This window comes from Rhodovulum sp. P5 (genome assembly GCF_002079305.1).
In the GTDB taxonomy this organism is placed as follows: Bacteria; Pseudomonadota; Alphaproteobacteria; order Rhodobacterales; family Rhodobacteraceae; genus Rhodovulum.
The window spans coordinates 2,615,779-2,635,784 of sequence record NZ_CP015039.1 but is presented as its reverse complement, the minus strand read 5'-3'; the positions used below and the strand labels follow the sequence as shown (position 1 = coordinate 2,635,784).

The following is a 20,006-nucleotide window of genomic DNA, read 5'->3' as shown; positions in this document are numbered from 1 at the left end:
CGCATGGGCGTTCGGTCCTGCGTGCGTCGGCGTCCGGTGAAAAAACTGTATCAATCGACTTCAAACCCTCCTGCGCCCTATCTATGTCCTCTTGTCAAGCCCCGGGGACCGGACCAGGGGCAAACGACAGGACGGAGTCATCATGATCTGGAAGCGGATTCTCGGAAGATCTCGGGGGGCAGACGCCTTTGCCCCGCCCGCGCCGGATCGGCCATTCGCCGCCATCGGCGATGTGCACGGTCGCGTCGATCTTCTGGAACGCCTGCTGGGGCGCATCGACCCAGCCTTCCGGATTATCTGCGTCGGCGACTATGTCGACCGCGGCGAACACAGCGCCGAGGTCTTGCGCCTGTTGAACTCCCGCGAGGACGTCCTGTGTATCGGCGGAAACCACGAAGACATGATGATGGGCTTCCTTAACGACCCGGGCCGCTACGGGGCACGGTGGCTTCGCAATGGCGGCCTTCAGGCGATGGCCAGTTTCGGGGTGGCCGGTGTGACCGAAACCTCCCCCGAACCGGCCCTGACCGAAGCACGTGACAAACTGCGCGAGGCCATGGGCCGCGATCTGGTCACATGGCTGGAGACCCTTCCGAGCCATTGGAGCACGGGCAATGTCGGCGTCGTTCATGCGGCGGCAGACCCCAACCTGCCGCTTGTCGCCCAATCCAGCCGCGTCCTGCGCTGGGGCCATCCCGATTTCCGGACAACGCCACGCCCCGACGGGCTATGGGTCGTGCACGGCCACACCATCGTTGATGAACCGGTTGCCTCCGACGGCCGAATCGCCATCGATACCGGGGCCTATGCGACAGGCCGGCTGACCGCGGCACAGGTTTCGTCAGATGGCGTGGAATTCATCACGGCCTGACCTCCTTGGGCAACAGGGCCGGTCTGCTCTTGCGAAGGGAATACCGATTACCCGCGCGACGTGCGAAGCGTGCAAGATTTGGGCAGATCATGGCCGACCGGCACAGCCGCGACCCACTTTCCCGCAGACACGTTCTTCTTTCCGGGCCGGAAATGCGTTAACGTCTTTCGCAAAGGAATTGGAGACCGCCATGTTAAAGAAACTGATCTCAGCATCCCTGTTGATCGCTGTCCCCGCGCTTCCCGTCGCTGCCGCGACCGATTGCGCAAACCCCGCGAATGCCGGGCTGCCGGCTTGCCTGAACCTGCCCTCGAACGAGGTCGTCTCGCAGTCGGCTGAGGGGGCAACGGGCACCGCCGGTGCAGGGGCCGGTGCTGCCGGCGCAACATTCGTATCGCTCGCGCCCGCCGTCGCCGTCGGGGCAATCGGCCTTGGCGTCGCCGTGGGCGCAGGACGCGGTGGCGGGTCCACGACCAGCACGTCCGCCACCAGCACGACCGGCACCACCGGCACGACGAACTGATATCCTGCTGTGTCAGGCGGGCGACTGTCCGTCCGCCTGACACGTCTCGGCGTCACCTCGAACCGGCCCAAGGCACTGGTTGGGCAGGTGTAATGGCGTCTTTCCACTCCCAAAGCTTCGCTACATTCTCGAACCTTGCATTCCGGCGGGCAGGTTGAATGCGCGCCGTTTTCGCATGGCCGATCCCGCCCCGGGTCGGCAACCATCCGCCAAAGACGACGCTCCATTCACCATATGGCGCGGCCCGCATGGCAAATGCGGAAAAAAAGGGTTAAGGATGGCAGGAAAATTTTCTGATCAACGCATTGTGCGTCAGCGTTGCGGGCGCATGAGGTTATCTGTGCCCTAGTATATACCATGAATCATATGACCGAAGAACCGCGTTCGCCCTCCGCCAAGATCGTTTCCCGCGCCTTCCCTCAACGGGGATCGGACACCACAGGGGAAGACGTGATCGACCTGTCGGCGGTGTTCGGCATCCTGTGGCGGGGCAAACTCCTGATCCTTGCGTTTTGCGTCATGGCGGTGATCGCCGGCGGCTTTTATGCCTTCATGGTCGCCACCCCCCTTTACCGCGCAACCGCCGTGGTCATGCTGGAGACGCGGCAGGAACAGATCGTCGATCTGCAAAGCGTCGTGGGCGGGCTTTCCGGTGATACGTCAGAGGTGAATTCCGAGGTCGAGGTCCTGCGCGCCCGCGGCCTGCTGGGCAAGGTCGTCGATGAGCTTGACCTCGTGTCGGACCCCGAATTCAACCCCACGCTTCAGCCCCCCAGCCCGGTCGAACGGGCCAAGGACGGGGTAAAGGCGGCCCTTGGCCTGTCCAAACCCCCTTTGCCCCTGCCCCCGGAAGAGGCCACGCGCCGCCTGCGCGACAGCGTGATCTCGCAGCTTCTGCGAAAGATTTCGGTCCGCAACATTCCACAGACGCTTGTCTTCGGGGTCACGGCGGAAAGCGAAAGTCCCGAAAAGGCCGCGCTGATCGCGGACACCATCGTCGAACTTTACATCGTCGACCAGGTCTCGGTGAAGTTCGAGGCGACCGAGCAGGCAACGACATGGCTCAGCAACCGAGTCGCCGAATTGCAGACCGAGCTTGAAAAGGCCGAAGGGGCGGTGAAGGCGTTCAATGCCGCAACCGATCTGGTCTCGCCCGAAGCGTTGGCCGGGCTGGAACGCCAGATGAAGGAAATGCGCGAACGTATCGGGTCGACCCGGGAAGCGCGGGATGCGCTGAAGGCCCGGTATGATCGGTTGACGGCCGCGCAAAGCCGGCCAGAGCAAGCCGCGCTGGCAGAGGACATCCAGCTGACCCGCGACCTTGAAGGGGCCGCCGAGAACCCGGACCGGGCCCGTGCGTTCGACACCCGGTTCGGCCAGATTCTGACGCGCATGGAAATGGACCTGGTCCGCGCCGATCAGCAACTTGCGGCGCTGGAGGCCTCGAAACAGGACCTGACCGCGCAAATCGAACAGCAGGGCCAGGACCTGATCACGTTGCAGCAACTCAGCCGCGAGGCCGAGGCAACGCGGCTTCTGTACGAGTATTTCCTTGCCCGCCTGAAAGAGACATCCGCCCAGCAGGGGATACAACAGCCCGACAGCCGCATCCTGTCCAACGCGGTGGTCCCCCTTGATGCGTCGAGCCCCAAGAAAGGGCTCATCCTGATGATGTCCGCATTCGTCGGGGTGGTCGCAGGTTCCGCCATGCTGTTCCTGAAAGAGGCACGCAGCACCGGCTTCCGCACCGCGCGGGAGTTGGAAGCCCATACAGGTTACACGGTCATGGGCCAGATCCCCGTGATCCCGGCCAAGGCGCGCAGCAAGATCCTGTCCTACCTGACGGATAAGCCGACTTCGGCCGCGGCGGAGGCAGTACGCAACCTGCGCACCTCGGTGCTCTTGTCGAATGTGGACAACCCGCCGCAGGTGATCGTCTCGACCTCCTCCATTCCCGGGGAGGGCAAGACGACCAATGCGCTCGCGCTCGCCCATAACCTGCTTGGCCTCGGCAAGTCGGTGCTGCTGGTCGAAGGCGATATCCGCCGGCGCACCCTGAACCGCTATTTCGACCGCATGCCAGAACGCGGCATCGTCTCGGTCTTGGCAGGAGAGGTGGCGGTCGAAGACGCGGTCTACCACGCGCCCGGTTTCGGGGCCGATGTGCTTGCCGGGGAACGGACCAAGGTGAATGCCGCCGACCTGTTCGCCTCTCAGCGGTTCAGGGATTTCATCAAGACGCTGCGCAGCCAGTACGATGCGATCATCATCGACACGCCCCCCGTTCTGGTCGTGCCCGATGCCCGCATCATCGCGCGAGAGGCGGACACAGTCCTGTTCACGGTCAAATGGGACGGCACCAGCAAGGCGCAGGTGGATGAAGCGATGCGCATGTTCCACAACACCAACCAGCACGTGAACGGCCTGATCCTCAGCCAGATCAGCCCCAAGGGAATGAAACGCTACGGCTATGGAGAGCGCTACGGCGCCTATGCCGGGTATGGCGACACCTACTATTCCAGCTAGGACAAATGTTGGTCGGCCTCGGTCAACCAATACGGCTGGAGGAAGGGCATCGATGTACGGCATCCAGTCGGGATCGAGGCGCCTACGACTCTGGCCGCACGCGTCGATAGCCCCCCCCCCCGCACCGCGTCGTGAAACCCCGCCTTGATCCGAAAACAGACAATTACCATCCGCATGGGTGTGGTGATCTGCTTCGCGATCCTCTCCGCTCAGCCGCCTGGGCAATTGCCCTTGACGAAGGTGACCTGCCGATTCACGTTCCGCAAATCCGGCGATGCCGGACGTCCGGGAGGGGGAACGGCAGGTGCAGGTGCGACCACAGACGACAGGCATGAAGAACGTTTCGGTCGGCCTGATCGGGCGGGGGATACAAGGCTCCCGCACACCGGCGATGCATATTCAGGAAGGGCGGGCGCAGGGCCTGACCCTCACCTATACCCTGCTGGATATGGACGACCCCGGGCGGGCCGACCTTTCCCTTGCCGACATCCTGAACCGGGTCGAGGCCGCAGGGTACGCGGGTGTCAACGTCACCTATCCCTACAAGATCGAGGTCATGTCGCATCTTGATGTGGTGTCGCCCGACGCCGCCGCGGTCGGTGCCGTGAACACCGTGGTCTTCCGCAACGGACAGCGCATGGGCCACAACACCGATCACTGGGGGTTTGCCGAAGGCTTCCGGCGTGACCTTGGCAACGCGCCTCGCGGCCATGTTCTGCTGATCGGCGCAGGCGGTGCGGGGGGCGCAATCGCCCATGCACTGGCAGATCCCTGCGGGGTCGGCCGGCTTTCGATCCACGATGCCGACACCGAACGTGCAACGGCACTGGCCGCCCATGTGGCGGAACGGTCGGGTATCGCGGCGCAGGCCGTCACCGATCTGCCGGCGTTGATCGCCGCCGACCGTCCCGACGGTGTGGTCAACGCCACCCCGATGGGCATGGCCAAGCTGCCCGGTTCCGCCTTTCCGCTCGACTTGCTCGACCCGGCCATGTGGGTCGGCGACATTGTCTATTTTCCGATCGAAACCGAACTGTTGAAAACCGCCGGCGCCTGCGGTTGCAAGACCATGTCAGGCGCGGGCATGGCCGTCTTTCAGGCCGTGCGCGCGTTCGAACATTTCACCGATCGCACCGCCGATGCGGGCCGCATGTGGGCAACATTCGACGCCTTCGACACCTGACATCCGCCGCCGTGGTGGCCACCCCTTCGGGGCCGCGACCGTCGGGAAATTCCCGGCGATAGGCCCGCCGGGGCAGAGAGCAGCGGCGGCGGACCTGTCGCCGCCGCCCATTATCGCGCGTAGGGGGGCGAGACCGGATAGCCCGACATGCCGTCGAAGGGCATGAACCGGTTCATCGTCCCCATGATCGGGCTCATCTGCCGGTCCATGTTGGTGGCGGAGTGCTGCATCAACGTGACCGAGTCCGCCATCCGCCCGACCTGGCCGGTCATCACGGACATGTCCTCGCTCATCGAAGATACGTCCGTCGACATGGAGGCCGTGGTCTGGTGCAGGTTCGCCATGCTTCGGGTCATCGCCTGCATCTGCTGCGTCATGATCGCGGTCTGACCCACCAGAACATGCACGTCCGTGGTCAACCGATAGATCAGGACGAAGCCGTAGATGGCAAGGATGACAAAGCTCGTCATCCCCGCGAAGACCACCAGCCGAACCGCCTTGAGCGCCGCCTCGAAATGTTCGAGATGCTGGAGATATTCGAGCGATCGCGCAAGTTCGCGACGCCTTTCCCGCGTTTCGGCCGCAAGTTTTTCCTTCGTCGTGGAGGCAGCTTTTTCAGTCATGGCCGCGCCGGGCCTGACGGGGCGGCCAGTTTCGCATCCAGATCCGCCGCCAGCGACGGCGCAAGATCGCGGATCGTGGGCAGCAGCGCGCGCGCCTTCGCATCACTGCCCTGCGCGATCAGGGCAATTGCCGATGCGTGGAAGGCCTCTGCCGCTTCAAGCGACCGTCCGCTGGCGAAGTAGACATTGCCCAACTCGCCCAGGATATCCGCATTGTCAGGCTGATCCTCCAGCACGGTCTTGTAGTCCGCGATCGCCGCCTTCAGGTCGCCCCGGGCAAAGGCCTCGCGGGCGGTTGCGACGCTTGCGACGGTTTCAACGCCCGCCGGCGGCGTGTCGGGGGCGCGCTGGGGGGCACCGTCGCGCACGCAGTGCCAGACACGGGTGGATTCGCTGCCGACGGGTCCGTCACGCAGCCACGTCCAGGCTTGATCGGCCTTTTCACCGGCCATGACTGTACCGGTCACGACGGCCTCGCGGATCGGCGGGAACCGCCCACCGCTCCAGGCGCCGATTGCAAAGAACACCGCGGCAAGTACCACGACGACGAGAACACGCAAAAGCATAGGGCTCCCCTTTTCAGATCGGGATCAAGACAGACGGCGCCAGGCAGACATGCCGCCGCCGTTCCATTCAAAAGACGTGTTTCTGATTACCAGCCGAATCCGGGGAAACCGCCCCACGGGCTGCCCCACGGACTGCCGCCCCAAGGGCTTCCTCCCCATGGGCTACCGCCCCAGGGACTGCCCCCCCAGGGCGAGCCGCCCCATGGGCTTCCCCATGGACTGCCGCCCCAGGGACCGCCCCCCCAGGGGGAGCCGCCATAGCTGTTCCAGGGCGAGCCGCCCCAGCCGTTGTTGCCAAGCCCGTTGCCCCAGCCGCCCATCGTGGCGCTGAAGCCCACATTGCCGCCGGTGCGGCCCCGGCCCCAGCCGCGACCATAGCCATACCCGGAGTTGTAGGGGTCATAGTAGTAGGGGTTGTTCCCGTAGGGTGCGTAGCCGCCATACGGCGCGTAGGCACCTCCCCAGGGGTTGCCGCCCCAAGGACCGCCGCCCCAAGGACCGCCGCCCCACGGGCTTCCACCCCAAGGTCCGCCCCACTGGGCCTGCGCCGTGCCCGATGCTGCAACCCCGAGGGACAGCACAACGGCACCGAGAGCGCGCTTGATCCTTTTCATGTTCTTCTCCCGATTGGTTCAGGGCGGTGATCCCGCGCGCCGCGCGCACGGGACCGTTTCGCGATTACCAGCGACCCCAGCGACCGGGGCCCCAGCCACGGCCATAGTTGTCGCCCCATCCGCGGCCGAACATGTCGCCATCACCGCGACAGGTGCATGACCCGCGCATGATGCCGCGCCCCCGGCCGTACCCGCGGCCATAGCCGTAACCTCGCCCGTAGCCGTCGTAATAGGGGTTGTAGCCATAGCCGTAATAGGGCGCCGGACGACCATAACCGTAGGGCGCATAGCCGGGGCCATAGGCCGGCGCGGCATAGCCATAGGGCTGCTGCGGCGGCATCGGCCGGGCTTGGGCAGGTTCACCCTGCGCCGGCTGTTGCCCACCGGGATACGGCCCCCACGGGTCCATCGGCGGCTGGCCCCAGCCCGGCGCGGCACGCCGTCCGCGCGGCCCCGGGCCCCAGTTCGGTTCGGGACCCCAGTCGGGTTCAGCCCCCCAGTTCGGTTCAGACCCCCACTCGGGTTCCGGGCCCCAATCGGGCTCGGCGCCCCAGTTCGGATCGGACCACCACTCGGGTGCGGCCCGCCGGCGCGGCTCGCCGGTCTGCGCAGGGGCCGCGGCCGGAGCGGCACCTTGCCGCCCCGGTTCAGGACCCCAGTTCGGCTCGGCGCCCCAAGCCGGTTCGGGCCCCCAGTCAGGCTCAGGTCCCCAATTGGGCTCCGGCCCCCAGTCGGGTTCGGCGCCCCAGTTCGGTTCGGGACCCCAATTGGGTTCCGGGCCCCAGCCGGGCGCGGCGCCCCAACCGGGGTCGGCCATCTGACGCCCGCGGGGGCCAGGCCCGTATGCGGGTGCCGGGCGCTGGGCGGGTCCCCAGTTCGGCTCCGGGCCCCAACCGGGTTCGGGGCCCCAGGCCGGTTCGGGGCCCCAACCGGGCTCCGGGCCCCAGCCCGGCGGCGGTCCCCAAGGGTCGAAATTCTGCTGACGCGCGGGAGCAGCGGATGCGCTGCTCTGGGCTCCACCCTGACCGGCGTCCGGTGCCTGCTGTGCATTCTGGGCCAGGGCACCGCTTGCCATGACCAGGGCCATGGCTGCCGCGGCGGTCGGCCCGAGGATTTTCATTCTGATCTGCATGGTCTTACTGGTCCTCGAGTTTGGGAGGCACGGGAGGCGGCGCCCCGGCACAAGCCGGAGCGCCAAAGGTGCTGCTTACCACCAGCCGGGGCCCCAGCCCCCACGGTCGCCGTAGCCACGGCCATACATGTCGTCGTACATGTCGCCGAGGCCGCGGCCGTACATGTCGGCGTCGCCACCGAACGAGAACGAGCCGCTGGCGCGACCACGACCGCGGCCATAGCCACGCCCGTAGCCACGGCCATACCCACGGCCGTAGCCGTAGTCATCGTAGTAGGGGTAGCCGCCGTAGTAGGGGGGCGGGTAGCCATAGCCGTAGGGCGCCGGGGCGTAGCCATAGGGGGCCGGGGCCTGCGGGCCAGCCTGCGGGGCCGGGGCCTGCTGTTCCTGACCGGCATAGGGGCCGCTCGGGGGCGGGGGCTGCATGTTCTGCTGGGCAGCGGCCAGCCCTGCAACGGCGGCAAAGCCGGTCGAGAGCAGTGCGATCTTGAGAGTTTTCATGGGTCGTCTCCTCCTTGGTTAACCCGTGGCAGCGCGGTCTGTGTCCGCGCTACCAGTTGCCCGGTGACGCGCCGGATCGTTCGCGCCACCAGTTCCATGTCGTCGCATTGGTCCACCCCGACAGCGGCGTCGACCAAGGTACGTGCATGAAAGGCGTGCTGAGCCCCCACGGATCGTAGGGGTTCGACATCGAGGTCATCTGGCCGTAACTCCAGATCGGGATCGCCCCGCCCGGTTCGCCACCCGGCCCCGTCACAAGCGGCGGGTACGGGGTGGGCGGCGGCACGGGAGCGACCATGTAAGGCTGCCCGGTGACGTAACCGCGGCGCAGTCCGCCCTCGGCCGCAGGGGGCGCATAATAGGGCGCAACCGGGCAATAGGGCGGGCAGGTGGCGGCCGGTGGCTCCTGCACCGGGGGCCGGGCCTTGGCCGCGGAAAGTTCGCCGAACGTCCCCGCCGACCCCGCCACGGGCGCGCAGAACAGGGCCGCTGCAAGGGCGAGAGATGAACGCACGATCATGTCTTGTCCTCCGGCGTGTCGGGTTTGGCTTGCGGCTTCGGCGCGTTGGATGCGGGTTTCTTGCGGGGTGTTCTGGCCGTGCTCTTGCGCGGCGTTGCGGATTTCGTCGTCTTGCGCCCGGCGGGCTTGGCCTCGGCCTTTGGCTCACTCGGGGCCTCGGGCTTGGGCTCTGACTTGCGTTGCAGTCTTGGGGGCCGGGCCGGTGTCTCGGCGTCACTCTTGGTGGTGGCCGATGTCGCGCTGGCCGATGCGGACTTCCGCTGAAGTTTCGGCGGGCGGGCCGGCTTTGGGCGCTCTTCGGGGATGGCGGCCTGCTGCGTGTCCGACGCGGACTTGCGCACCAGCCGCGGCGGCTTGCCCGGCGTCGGGGCAGGCGGCGTCGGGTCCGGCGCACCACCCACCGGCGGCGTCGACGACCCGCCGTTGCCGTTCGGCTCGAAACTGCCGCTCATCGAGATGCACCCCAGCGGGATGACGACCAGCGTCAGGAAGGTGGCCACCAGCGACCCGGCCAGAAGCGACGCCGCCATGCCCTGGAAGATCGGGTCCGACAGAAGCACCATGGAGCCGATGACAAGCGCCAGCGCGGTGATCAGGATCGGGCGCAGGCGCACCTGGGCTGCCAGCGTGATCGCGTCCTGCACACTGCGCCCGGCTTCGACCTCGGCCCGGGCGAATTCCACCAGCAGGATGGAATTTCGCACGATGATACCGGCCAGCGCGATGAAGCCGATCATCGAGGTCGCCGTGAAATCCGCGCCAAGCAGCCAATGCCCGGGCACGATACCGATCAGCGTCAGCGGGATCGGCGCCATCACGACAAGGGGCAGCGCGAAGGTTTTGAACTCGGCAACGACAAGGATGTAGATCAGCACCAGCGCCGCGGCGAAGGCCAGGCCCATGTCGCGGAAGGTGACATAGGTGACCTGCCATTCCCCATCCCACTTGAAGGCCGGGCCGTCGTTTCCGTCGGGCGCGGTGAAGTAGTTGCCGCTGATCTGCATGTCGGCCGGCAGGGCCGGGTTGGACAGCGCGGCATCGACTTGCAGCATGCCGTAAAGCGGCGCGCCCATCGGGCCGATGACCTCACCGGTGACATATTCCACCGGGCGCAAGTCCTTGTGGTAGATCGGCGGATCGACCGGGACCTGTTCGAAGGAGCCCAACTCGCCCAGCGGCACCTTGCTGCCATCGGCGGTCGGGATCGGCAGGACCAGCAGGTTGCCAAGGTTCACCCGCTGGCTGAGCGGGGCCTGCAGCACGATGACCGCCTGTTCGAGGTTGTGCTTGCTTTTCAGCGCGCCGACCTCGAAACCGCCGGCCGCCATCGCGATTTCGCGGTTGATCGTCTCGACGCTGATCCCGTAAAGCGCCGCCTTCAGACGATCGACCGTGAAGTCGAGCCGTTGATGGGGCTCTTCCATGAAGGTGTTGACATCGGCGATGTCGGGCGCGGCCTCCATCTCGGCCATGATCCGGCGGGCGAGGTTCTGGCGGATCTCGGTGGTCGGGCCGTAGACCTCGGCAACCAGTTGCGCCAGAACGGGCGGCCCCGGCGGTGTTTCGGCGATGGTCAACCGCGCCTCTGCCGCATCGGCGACGGGTCGCAGGATCTCGCGGATTTCCGTCGCGATCTCATGGCAGGACCGGGCGCGCTCTTCCTTGTCGATCAGTTCGACCGCGATGTCGGCCTGCCACGGTTCGCTCCGCAGGAAGTAGTGCCGCACAAGACCGTTGAAGTTGAAGGGCGAGGCGGTGCCGACATAGCTTTGATAGGCGACGACCTCGGGGATGTCCTGCAGCCGCGTCCCGATCCGCTCCGCCAGGTTGGCGGTGACGAACAGGTCGGTGCCTTCGGGCATGTCGATGACGACCTGCAGTTCCGACTTGTTGTCGAAGGGCAGCATCTTGAAAGCCACCATCTTCAGCGGGAACATCGCGACGGCCGCACACATCGCAAGGATGATGACCATCAGCGTCAGCCACCCCAAGGGCCGCGAATTCATGATCGGCATGATCAGGCGCGAATACCACTTGGCGATCACTTCCGACTGCCGGTGTTCGGCCGCCTCGGCCCGTTCAAGCGCCTCCATCGAGGGCTTTACCCGGGCGGCAAGCCACGGCACGAAGATGAACGCCGCCATCAGCGAGAACACCATCGCCGCCGAGGACAGGACCGGAATGGGCAGCATGTAGGGGCCCATCATCTCGGACACGAAGCCCATCGGAAGAAGCGCCGCGACCACGGTGAAGGTGGCAAGGATCGTCGGGTTGCCGACCTCGTCCACGGCATCGGCCGTCGTTTCATCGGACGTGTCGCCATCCTTCAGCCAGCGGCGATAGATGTTTTCCACCACGACGATCGCGTCATCCACGAGGATGCCGATGGCAAAGACCAGCGCGAACATCGACACGCGGTTGATCGTGAAGCCCAGCACATAGGCCACGGCCAGCGACATCAGCAGCACCGCCGGGATCGTGATCAGCACGATGACCGCGGGGCGGATGCCCATGGTGACCAGGGCCAGCACCGTGACCAGCGCCGACACGATGAACAGCTTCATGATCAGGTGCGAAACCTTGTCATGCGCGGTCGCGCCATAGTCGCGGCTGACCGTGACATCGACAGAGGGCGGAATGATCTGGCCCTTCATCGCCTCAAGTTCTGTCAGCAGCGCACTGGCCACATCGACGCCGTTGGTACCGTATTTCTTGGCCACGGCCACCGTCACCGCGGGTTCGGTCTGGAACCCGTCCGCCACGCGCAGGGTGTTATGAACGATGGTCTCGGTCTCGGATACGCCCTGGGTGACCTTGGCGACGTCGCGCAGGAACACCGGTTTGCCCTCATAGGCGCCGACGACCAGTGCGGCCACCTCGTCCGCGTTCTCAAGGAACGCGCCGGTGTAGATATCGAAGAACCGGTTGCCATCGATCACGTTGCCCGCGGGCAGCCGCTGGTTCGCGCCCGAGATCGCATGCGCAACCTGGCTCAGCGTCAGATCGAAGCTTGCAAGGCTGGAGGGGTCGACCTCCACGCGCACCTGCTCAAGACTGCCGCCCGTGACAAAGGACAGCCCGGTATTCGGCAGCGCCTTGAACCGTTGCTGGACGTCGAGGCCAAGCTTGCGCAACTGCACGAGGTCAAGTTCGTCCGAGGACAGGGTGACGGTCACGACCGGCACATCGTCGATGGACTTCGGTTTGACGAGCGGCTCCATCACCCCCTTGGGGATCTGCTCCATATTGCTCATCAGCTTGTCGTAGAGCTTGACCAGCGACGGCTCCATCCCCTCGCCCACGTCGAAGCGGACGGTGACCATCGACGCCCCGTCGCGCGACATCGAGTAGACATGGTCCACCCCCGACAGCTCGCTCATCATCCTGGCCAGCGGTTCGGAGATCAGGTTGGCCACCTCGTTCGACGATGCGCCGGGATAGCCGACCATGATATCGACCATCGGCACCGAGATCTGGGGGTCTTCCTCCCGCGGGGTGACCATTGCGCCCAGAAGGCCGATTGCGAAGAACGCGATCAGAAGAAGGGGGGTCAGCGGCGACTGGATGAAGGACCGCGCCGTCCATCCCGAGATGCCAAGGCGGCGCGGCGGGTGGCCGTTCGGTTTGTCGTTCACCCCGGTTTCGGTCGGACTGGTCATTGTCTACCGCCCCTCAGCCGCCGGTTACCGCAAGCCACTGGCCTGATTTCAGATCCGGCGCGGGGGTATCCACGACCATCTCGCCGGGCTTCAGGCCCGACAGAACGGCGACCCGGTCGCCCTGCCGGTCGCCCAGCCGGACCACGCGCATCTCGACCCGGCCGTCGCGCCCCGCGACGAAGGCGAGCGGCAGGCTGCCGCGATAGGTCACGGCACTGGCCGGAATCGCGGCCGAAAGCGCGCTTGGGCTGCCGCTCTTCTCCTGCCCGATCCAAGCTACGGCATACATGCCGGGTGCCGCGGGGGCGCCATAGGGCAGCGCCAGCTTGACCGGCACGGTATGGGCCGAGGGATCGGCCGCCGGATAGATCTGCTTGACCGGTGCCCAGATGTTGTTGCCGGCAATGCTTAGCGGCACCCGTTCGCCAAGATGCAGGTTCTCCACCATCGCAACCGGCACGTCGATCCGAACGACAAGGGCATCGACATCGGCGAACTCGGCCACGGGCTGACCGGGCTGCACCTGATCGCCCACGCGCACGAACCGCTTCATGATCACGCCGTTCCAGGGCGCAATGGCCCGGCGGTCGCGCAACTGCGCGTCCAGCCCGTCAAGCCGGGATTGCGCGGCCGACAGCGCCGCAAGCTGTCGTTCATAGTCGTACCGCGCAGCCGAGGCGGTGGCGAAGTTGCGCTGCGCCTCGGACTGGGTCTGCATCGGCCCGCTATAGGGCGTGCCCGGCATCCCGCCCATCATGCTCTGGAACATGTTGTAAAGCGGCACGCCGGCCTGATCGAAGGCGGCCTGCGGCGTGCCCCCCATCGGCGGCGTTGTCGGGCCGTAAAGGTCATTCACAAGTTGCGTCCGGGCATTGGCAAGACCGGCCATCTGTTCGCTCAGATCCGCCCATGCCGCCCGGTATTGCGGGTCGATCGCATCGGTATCCAGGCCGACGACGATGTCGCCCTCTGCCACTCGGTCGCCTTCCTCACCCGCGACGAAGGTCACGCGGCCGGAGGCTTCGGCAGACAGGCGCACGGTCCGGTCCGGTTCGACCGTTCCGCCAAGACGGATGCGTTGCGCCGCCGACATCTCGGACACTTCGACCAGCCGGCCGGACGCCGCCGCGAAGGCCGGGCCGTAAACCGGGGGCCGCGAATGGGCCGATCCCTCCGCGGACCGCGCGCCGGACGGCTCTTCGGGGAACAGGTACGGGCGGGCCACGATCACGGCCCCGGCTCCCGCCAACGCCGCCACGGCAAGCGCAAAAATCCTTGAGATCGCCGACATTCGACGCCTCCTCCTCCGTCAGGATTTCGGTAGGGTTCAGGTGCGCGGAACGCGTCCCATGACCGCGAAGCTCTTGATGAACGGCCCGGCCATCGCCGGGTTCTTGATCATCGCGGTATAGTCACCCGTCAGAAACTTCAGCTTGCCCGAGGTATAGGCCAGGCCGAGCGACATCATGCTGACGCCCTTCTGGCACCATTTCTCCCAGTCGGCGGGCTTGGCGCGCAGATCCCAGTTTAGCGCGGCGTCCTGATAGGCGCCGGCCTCGGTCACAAAGCCATTCTCGACCTTGAGATAACCCTTTGGTTTGTCGTCGCCTTCGAAACCGTAACCGATGGTCGAGTTGAACCCGATCTTGGCCAAAGCCTCACCGATTTCATCGTCATTCCATGCGTTTCCGAAATCGACCATGAAGTCGTCCGAGAACAGTTCGGGCATTGAAAAGCTCCTCCCTCGTCGGCGACCCTGTTCCGTCGCCAGGCCTTTCCAGTGTTCGCGCTCGGGTCTTCGCCCGAAGATCGTTTTGTTTTTTTGTTCTGCTCGATTCTTAACGCCCTAAAATGACGATAATTTTTTTCCACAGGACTTGGCAAGGTTGTTAAAAGAAACACCGCAGATGCGCATATTAATGCCGACAGGGTGGAATTGTCGCTTTAATACAGATGCCTACAGGTTAATTTTGCGCCCATTTTTCGGGCAGCCGCGCCTGCGCAGGGTGCGACATATATGCTCACATTCGAATGCGTGCATAAAAATACGGGCGCCGCATCCGGTGCGAAACGCGCACAAAGACCCCGTCTGACCGGCCTAGCGGCCCCCTGCCAGTGCCTTGCTCAGCCCATCGCCCAGCGCATAGGTCAGCAGTTGGTCTTCGCTCAGCGGGCGCGCAAACAGGTAGCCCTGAAGAACATCGCAGCCGATGCCACGCAGAATCCTGGCCTGCTTCTCGGTTTCGACGCCCTCGGCCACGGTGTTGATCCCCAGCGTGTCGGCGATCTCGACAATCGCCCGCACCAGGCTGCGCGCGCGCAGGTCCTGTTCGACCGGCAGCACGATGCGCTTGTCGATCTTCAGCGCAGAGGGCGCGATTTCCATCACCCCGATGATCGAGGCATGGCCAGAGCCGAAATCGTCGATCTCGATATCGACCCCGACCTCGCGCAGCATGTCGAGGTGGCAGCGGAAAGTGTCGTTCTCCTCCTCCACCAGGATCGATTCCAGAAGCTCGAAGGTCACGCGCGTCTCACCGCTTGCCATCTCGCCGGCCAGCGCCACGACGCTGGGGTCGTGCATCCGGCCCGACGAGACGTTGAAGCTGATCTTCGGCACGATCAGGCCCTGTTCACGCCAGTTTGCCAGCGCATCGCGGGATTTCTCCATCATGATCCGGTCGATTTCGGGAACAAGGCGCAACTGTTCGGCCACATGCATGAAGGCGTCCGGCGACAAGAGCCCCTCGACCGGGTGTTTCCAGCGCAGCAGCGTCTCGATCCCGACCAGTCGTCCGTCATCGGCTGCAACCTGCGGCTGGAAGAACGGCACGAACTGATCCCGGTCGAGCCCTTCGTGGATTTCGACCGCAAGACGCCGGTCGGTCAGGATCTCCCGATGCAGGTCCGGGGTAAACACCTCCAGCCGGTTCCGCCCACTCGCCTTGGCACGGTACAGCGCAGCATCGGCGAACATCTGGATGTCCTCGCCCATCTCGGACACATCCTCGGTCTGCGCGATCCCGAAGCTCGCGCCATAGCGGCATTGGCGCCCCTCATAGATCAGCGGTTCGGCCAGCCGCACGCGGATCTCTTCGACCAGCGCCTCGGCCTCCACCTCGGACACGCCCGGCGCCATCAGGATCGAGAATTCGTCGCCGCCGATGCGGGCCACGAAATCCCCTTCGCGCAGGCAGTCGCGCAACACCGCCGCCACGCGCACCAGCACAAGATCACCGGCCTCGTGCCCCAGCGTGTCGTTGACGTATTTGAAATGGTCCAGATCGAGCCGGATAAGGGCACAGTCCCGCGGCCCGCCATCCACCGCAGAGGCCAGCCGCTCGGCGATCATCTTGTCATAGAAGCGACGGTTGGGAAGACCGGTCAGCCCGTCATGCAGCGCCTGCCTCTCGTTCTCGGCGCGCATGTCCTCGGCCAAACGGTGGGCACGACGCAGTTCCTGCTCGCGCTCGACCACGGGGGTGACATCGGACAGCGCCGCCGACCATGTGAACACGCCGTCTTTCAGACGCGGTGCATTCGCGGCCGCCAGAACCCAGACCATGCCCCGATCGGGATGCCGCAGGCGGAAACGCACGCTGAACGGCACCAGGTCACGGTGGCTTTTCGCAATGGCAGCCCGGACAGCGGGCAGGTCTTCTTCAGGAATACGGGCAAAGACACCTTCGTCCGATTTTTCCAGGTCTTCGCGGGCGAAACCGACAAGCTCGGCGAAGCGGGCACTGAAATAGGACAGTTTCGTCGTGCCGTCCGGCTGCAGGCAGAACTCGTAAAGACCAACGGTCGAGATGTCGGCCAGCAGGGTCAGACTGTCATGGGCCCGCTTGAGCTCTTCGGCCGCCTGCGCCGCGCGATGCTCCATCTCCAGCCGGTCGGTGATATCGACGACGCTGCCGTGCCATATGATCGATCCGTCCGGTTGCAGGGAGGGATTTGCCGCCGCCATGACCCAGCGCAGTCCCTTTTCGGGATGATCGACGCGGTGCTTGACCTCATAGGGGCGCAGGTCCGCGGCGCATTGCATGATCTGGGGCAAGATCAGTTCCGCATCCTCCTGCGGGATCCGCGCAAACATGTTCCTGCCCTTGGCGACCACGTCGCCGCGCGCCACGCCCATCAGGTCCAAAAGCGTGGAGCTGAGGAACTTGAAGTCCATCTCGCCGTCAGGGGCCATGTGGCATTCGAAAATTGCGCCGGGTGCGTTCTCGGCCATACTCAGGAAACGGTCGTTGGCGACACGCAACTCTTTTGCGGCGGCTGCGGCCTGGCGTTCGACCTTTTCCTGCTCGGTCACGTCGAACATGTTGCCGTACCAGACAACGGCGCCATCCGACTGAAGCGACGGCAGGGAGGAGACCATGACCCAGCGCAGACCGGTTCGCGGGTCATTGATGCGGAAGCGCGCCGTGAAATCCGACAGGTCCGCCCGGGAAATCGCGATATCCTCCACCACCTTGGGAAGGTCTTCGGGATGGATATGGGCGAATACCGCGGCGCCGTCCGCGGCCAGCGCCTCGGCCGTGACGCCCATGATCGGCGCAAGGTTGGCGCTGAAATAGGGCAGGCTGAACACGCCCGCGCTGTCCTGCCGAAACTCGAACAGGGCACCCGGCGCGTTGTCGGCAAGGATGTTCAGCCGATCATGGGCCCGCCTTGCATCCTCGGCCGCTTCGGCCAGGTGCAACTCCGCGGCCTTCTGCTCGGTGACATCCATGTTCACGCCAACGGCCCTTACCGGGGCCCCGGACGCGTCGCGGAATATCTGCGCCCTGGCGCTGATGACACGGACGGTCCCATCGGGCCGGACGATACGGAACGCGTCATCGAAGGCACTGCCCGACTGGACAGCGGCGCTGAAACGTCGCTCCGAGGCCGCGATATCCTCGGGGTGCACGAGGTCAACCCAGCCCTCCAGCCGCCCCCCGAAACTTCCCGGGGCGATGCCGTGAATCCGGTGCATCGTGTCATCCCAGACAAGTTGGCCGCTGACGAGATCGAAGTCCCAGACCCCGATCCCGGCAGCTTCGGTGGCCAGGCGCAACCGCTCCTCAAGGAAGCGCAGACGTGCGGCCGCCTCTTCGGCCCGCTGCTCGGTTTCCACCTGTGCAGTGATGTCGTTGACATTGCCGTACCAGATGACCGACCCGTCGGGCTGGGCAAAGGGCTGCGACGAAATCCGAACCCAGCGCGGCCCCGTTTCCGGATCCATGATCCTGACCCGTTCGTCGAAGGCCGACAATTCCGCGGCGGACTGATCAACGCGTTCGACAAGCCGCGCGCGGTCGTCTTGATGCATGTGGACGTAAAGGGCGGTGCTGTCCTTTTCGATCGCGTCCCGCGTGGTGGCGAACATCTCCGGCAGCCTGGCGCTGAAATACGGCAGAGAGGACGTGCCGTCAGGCCACCCCTGCCGCTCGGCCAGTGCGCCCGGCATGTTGTCGGCCAGTTTCCGCAGCCGGTCCTGCGCCTGCTGCGCCTCCGACGCGGCCTCCGCCAGTCGTGCCTCGTTCCGCTTCAGGTCGTCGATATCCGTCAGGCTGCCGCAAATCAGCAGCGGGCGGCCCTGATCCGACCGATCCACCCGTTTCGCCATGGCCGAGAACCAGCACCACGTGCCGTCCGCCCGGCGCAGCCGGAAACTGTGATCATAGGCGTCGATTTCGCCGCGATCCATCGCCCAGAAATCCGCCTTGGCCGCGGAACGGTCATCGGGATGCATCAGGTCAAGGAAGGCCGGCCGGTCAATCTCGAACTCCGGCCCATGGCCCAGCATCGTCTTGAGGTGATCGCCAACCCTGTCCTGCCCGAAATCGGGATAGCGGTACCACGGCACGACATTGCTGTTTTCCGTCGAGTGGCGCAGAATCTCGGCAGCTTCCTGCGCTTCCTCGCGCGCGGTCTGCGCCGCGCGCAGCGCTTCGGCAAGGCGCGCCTCATAGGCCTTGTGGTCGGTGATGTCGAAGGTCGTGCCGCAAATCAGCAGCGGTTGGCCGTCTTCCCCCGATTGATACGGCTTGGCGACGCTTGTGCACCAGACCCAATGCCCGTCCTTGTGGCGTATCCGGTGATCTGCCTTGGCCTCGGCCTGCTTGCCCTGCACCATCGCCGCAAGTTCCCGCTGCACCATGGGCAGGTCGTCGGGATGGACCATGCCCAGCATGCCATCCAGCGTCTTGGCCAGACCGTCACCGGTTCGTCCGGTGATCGTGCCGAACCGGTCGTTGCGGACGAACTCTCCGGTTGCCGGGTTCAGGAACCATGGGGCGACCCCGGCATGTTCGGTCGCGATATGCAGCAGGCTCTCGCTCTTCTCGGCCTCGGCCCGGGCCGCGTCGGCCTTGGCGCGCGCGGCGTTCAGGCGCGACTCGTTCGCCTTGCGGCGGGAAATGTCGATCAGGCTGCCGCAAACGACGGGGGGCAAGCCGGTGCCCTTGCGCGAATACAGGCGGGCATTGGCCTGAAACCACTTGTAGGTCCCGTCCTTGCAGCGCAGGCGATAGTCGATTGCAAAGGTCTCGTTCTCATTGGCCAGCAACTGCTCCATCCGCGACACGGTCGCGTCGAAATCGTCGGGATGCAGCCGCGACCGCAGCCAGGGGCCGCTCAATTCCACCTCGTCGGGCTCAAATCCCAGAAGGTCGAAATAGGCCTCCGTCGCCCACATCGCCCGCGTCGCCGGCTCCAGAAACCACTGGGCGAATCCGAAATGCCGCGCGGCCTGACGCATGAGGCCGGGATCGAACTGCCGCGCGGGGTCAGGCGCGGACGAAACCGTTGGCCCCGCCCTCTCCTTGCCGGGCTCATGCAGCACCATCGAGACCGCAACCATCCGGTCGTCGGCACGCACGGGCGACAGGAAGGCCCGGAACCGGCGGCATACCCCGCCAGCGCACAGAACACCAAGCTCGACATCTGTCGCGGCAACCTGCCCGCCGTCCAGCGCGCGGATGGCCGTCTCAACCCCCGCGACATCGTCCGGACACAGGATATCGCCCAGAACCCTGCCAGACAGGTCGGTCGATTCCGGCCCCATCGCGGCAATGGCCGCACCGCTCGCGCTCAGGATATGGCCCGACGGCGACACGACCAGAATCGACACACCGGGCGTCTCCTCGCAAACCGGGGCAGCCTGATTGTGACGTTGCATTGAGAGCACCTGGAGAACCGCAAAGACAGCCCCCTTCATCCGCGTCACAGCCTAACCGACGCCTAAGGAACAGGGTAAACAATCGGATTTTAGACAGCTTTCCAGCATCCCGACGATAAC

Annotated in this window: 14 protein-coding genes; 4 read left to right on the top strand and 10 right to left on the bottom strand. The window is 65.4% G+C overall.

Annotated features, from left to right (window positions below; translation table 11 throughout):
• Window positions 1–142 precede the first annotated feature (142 nt).
• The 4 genes from RGUI_RS12695 to RGUI_RS12675 all read left to right on the top strand — a co-directional run bounded on the left by RGUI_RS12695 (window position 143) and on the right by RGUI_RS12675 (window position 5,103).
• On the top strand, window positions 143–871 hold the full coding sequence (locus RGUI_RS12695) for a metallophosphoesterase (protein ID WP_081533489.1): 729 nt from the start codon (window positions 143–145) through the stop codon (window positions 869–871).
• Between the two features lie 190 nt (window positions 872–1,061).
• Window positions 1,062–1,394, top strand: coding sequence for a hypothetical protein (locus tag RGUI_RS12690; RefSeq protein ID WP_081533487.1), 333 nt, complete (start codon window positions 1,062–1,064; stop codon window positions 1,392–1,394).
• Window positions 1,395–1,760: 366 nt separating this feature from the next.
• The gene (locus RGUI_RS12685; protein WP_081536083.1) at window positions 1,761–3,920 is read left to right on the top strand and encodes a polysaccharide biosynthesis tyrosine autokinase; all 2,160 of its coding nucleotides are present in this window, start codon (window positions 1,761–1,763) and stop codon (window positions 3,918–3,920) included.
• Between the two features lie 331 nt (window positions 3,921–4,251).
• On the top strand, window positions 4,252–5,103 hold the full coding sequence (locus tag RGUI_RS12675; RefSeq protein ID WP_253798360.1) for a shikimate dehydrogenase: 852 nt from the start codon (window positions 4,252–4,254) through the stop codon (window positions 5,101–5,103).
• A gap of 110 nt (window positions 5,104–5,213) precedes the next feature.
• On the opposite strand, the gene RGUI_RS12670 is transcribed toward RGUI_RS12675, so the two are convergent.
• The 10 genes from RGUI_RS12670 to RGUI_RS12630 all read right to left on the bottom strand — a co-directional run bounded on the left by RGUI_RS12670 (window position 5,214) and on the right by RGUI_RS12630 (window position 19,886).
• Complete coding sequence (locus RGUI_RS12670) at window positions 5,214–5,726, bottom strand: hypothetical protein (RefSeq protein ID WP_081533481.1); 513 nt, start codon at window positions 5,724–5,726, stop codon at window positions 5,214–5,216.
• Window positions 5,723–6,292 carry a tetratricopeptide repeat protein gene (locus RGUI_RS12665; RefSeq protein WP_081533479.1) on the bottom strand — a complete coding sequence of 190 codons (570 nt, stop codon included), beginning with the start codon at window positions 6,290–6,292 and terminating at the stop codon, window positions 5,723–5,725. Before RGUI_RS12665 ends, RGUI_RS12670 begins: the two co-directional genes overlap by 4 nt.
• 86 nt (window positions 6,293–6,378) lie before the next feature.
• Window positions 6,379–6,906: a hypothetical protein gene (locus RGUI_RS21260; RefSeq protein WP_156882954.1), complete on the bottom strand. Its 528-nt coding sequence runs from the start codon at window positions 6,904–6,906 to the stop codon at window positions 6,379–6,381.
• A 64-nt stretch (window positions 6,907–6,970) separates the two neighbouring features.
• A complete protein-coding gene (locus RGUI_RS12660; protein WP_081533477.1) occupies window positions 6,971–7,246 on the bottom strand; it encodes a hypothetical protein in 276 nt (91 codons plus the stop codon).
• Between the two features lie 867 nt (window positions 7,247–8,113).
• The gene (locus RGUI_RS12655; protein WP_081533476.1) at window positions 8,114–8,539 is read right to left on the bottom strand and encodes a hypothetical protein; all 426 of its coding nucleotides are present in this window, start codon (window positions 8,537–8,539) and stop codon (window positions 8,114–8,116) included.
• Window positions 8,540–8,588: 49 nt separating this feature from the next.
• Window positions 8,589–9,059: a hypothetical protein gene (locus RGUI_RS12650; protein WP_081533474.1), complete on the bottom strand. Its 471-nt coding sequence runs from the start codon at window positions 9,057–9,059 to the stop codon at window positions 8,589–8,591.
• A complete protein-coding gene (locus RGUI_RS12645; protein ID WP_081533472.1) occupies window positions 9,056–12,718 on the bottom strand; it encodes an efflux RND transporter permease subunit in 3,663 nt (1,220 codons plus the stop codon). The genes RGUI_RS12650 and RGUI_RS12645 overlap by 4 nt, the downstream gene beginning before the upstream one ends.
• Window positions 12,719–12,731: 13 nt before the next feature.
• A complete protein-coding gene (locus RGUI_RS12640; protein WP_081533470.1) occupies window positions 12,732–14,009 on the bottom strand; it encodes an efflux RND transporter periplasmic adaptor subunit in 1,278 nt (425 codons plus the stop codon).
• Window positions 14,010–14,045: 36 nt separating this feature from the next.
• Window positions 14,046–14,447, bottom strand: a complete 402-nt coding sequence (locus RGUI_RS12635; RefSeq protein WP_081533468.1) for an SCP-2 sterol transfer family protein — start codon at window positions 14,445–14,447, stop codon at window positions 14,046–14,048.
• A 369-nt stretch (window positions 14,448–14,816) separates the two neighbouring features.
• Window positions 14,817–19,886: a PAS domain-containing protein gene (locus RGUI_RS12630; protein ID WP_172841140.1), complete on the bottom strand. Its 5,070-nt coding sequence runs from the start codon at window positions 19,884–19,886 to the stop codon at window positions 14,817–14,819.
• Window positions 19,887–20,006: the final 120 nt, after the last annotated feature.

Bases quoted from the DNA above. Each gene is read 5' to 3' on its own strand.
- RGUI_RS12695 (WP_081533489.1), top strand. From the start codon at position 143: ATGATCTGGAAGCGGATTCTCGGAAGATCTCGGGGGGCAGACGCCTTT.
- RGUI_RS12690 (WP_081533487.1), top strand. From the start codon at position 1,062: ATGTTAAAGAAACTGATCTCAGCATCCCTGTTGATCGCTGTCCCCGCG.
- RGUI_RS12685 (WP_081536083.1), top strand. From the start codon at position 1,761: ATGACCGAAGAACCGCGTTCGCCCTCCGCCAAGATCGTTTCCCGCGCC.
- RGUI_RS12675 (WP_253798360.1), top strand. From the start codon at position 4,252: ATGAAGAACGTTTCGGTCGGCCTGATCGGGCGGGGGATACAAGGCTCC.
- RGUI_RS12670 (WP_081533481.1), bottom strand. From the start codon at position 5,726: ATGACTGAAAAAGCTGCCTCCACGACGAAGGAAAAACTTGCGGCCGAA.
- RGUI_RS12665 (WP_081533479.1), bottom strand. From the start codon at position 6,292: ATGCTTTTGCGTGTTCTCGTCGTCGTGGTACTTGCCGCGGTGTTCTTT.
- RGUI_RS21260 (WP_156882954.1), bottom strand. From the start codon at position 6,906: ATGAAAAGGATCAAGCGCGCTCTCGGTGCCGTTGTGCTGTCCCTCGGG.
- RGUI_RS12660 (WP_081533477.1), bottom strand. From the start codon at position 7,246: ATGCCGCCGCAGCAGCCCTATGGCTATGCCGCGCCGGCCTATGGCCCC.
- RGUI_RS12655 (WP_081533476.1), bottom strand. From the start codon at position 8,539: ATGAAAACTCTCAAGATCGCACTGCTCTCGACCGGCTTTGCCGCCGTT.
- RGUI_RS12650 (WP_081533474.1), bottom strand. From the start codon at position 9,059: ATGATCGTGCGTTCATCTCTCGCCCTTGCAGCGGCCCTGTTCTGCGCG.
- RGUI_RS12645 (WP_081533472.1), bottom strand. From the start codon at position 12,718: ATGACCAGTCCGACCGAAACCGGGGTGAACGACAAACCGAACGGCCAC.
- RGUI_RS12640 (WP_081533470.1), bottom strand. From the start codon at position 14,009: ATGTCGGCGATCTCAAGGATTTTTGCGCTTGCCGTGGCGGCGTTGGCG.
- RGUI_RS12635 (WP_081533468.1), bottom strand. From the start codon at position 14,447: ATGCCCGAACTGTTCTCGGACGACTTCATGGTCGATTTCGGAAACGCA.
- RGUI_RS12630 (WP_172841140.1), bottom strand. From the start codon at position 19,886: ATGCAACGTCACAATCAGGCTGCCCCGGTTTGCGAGGAGACGCCCGGT.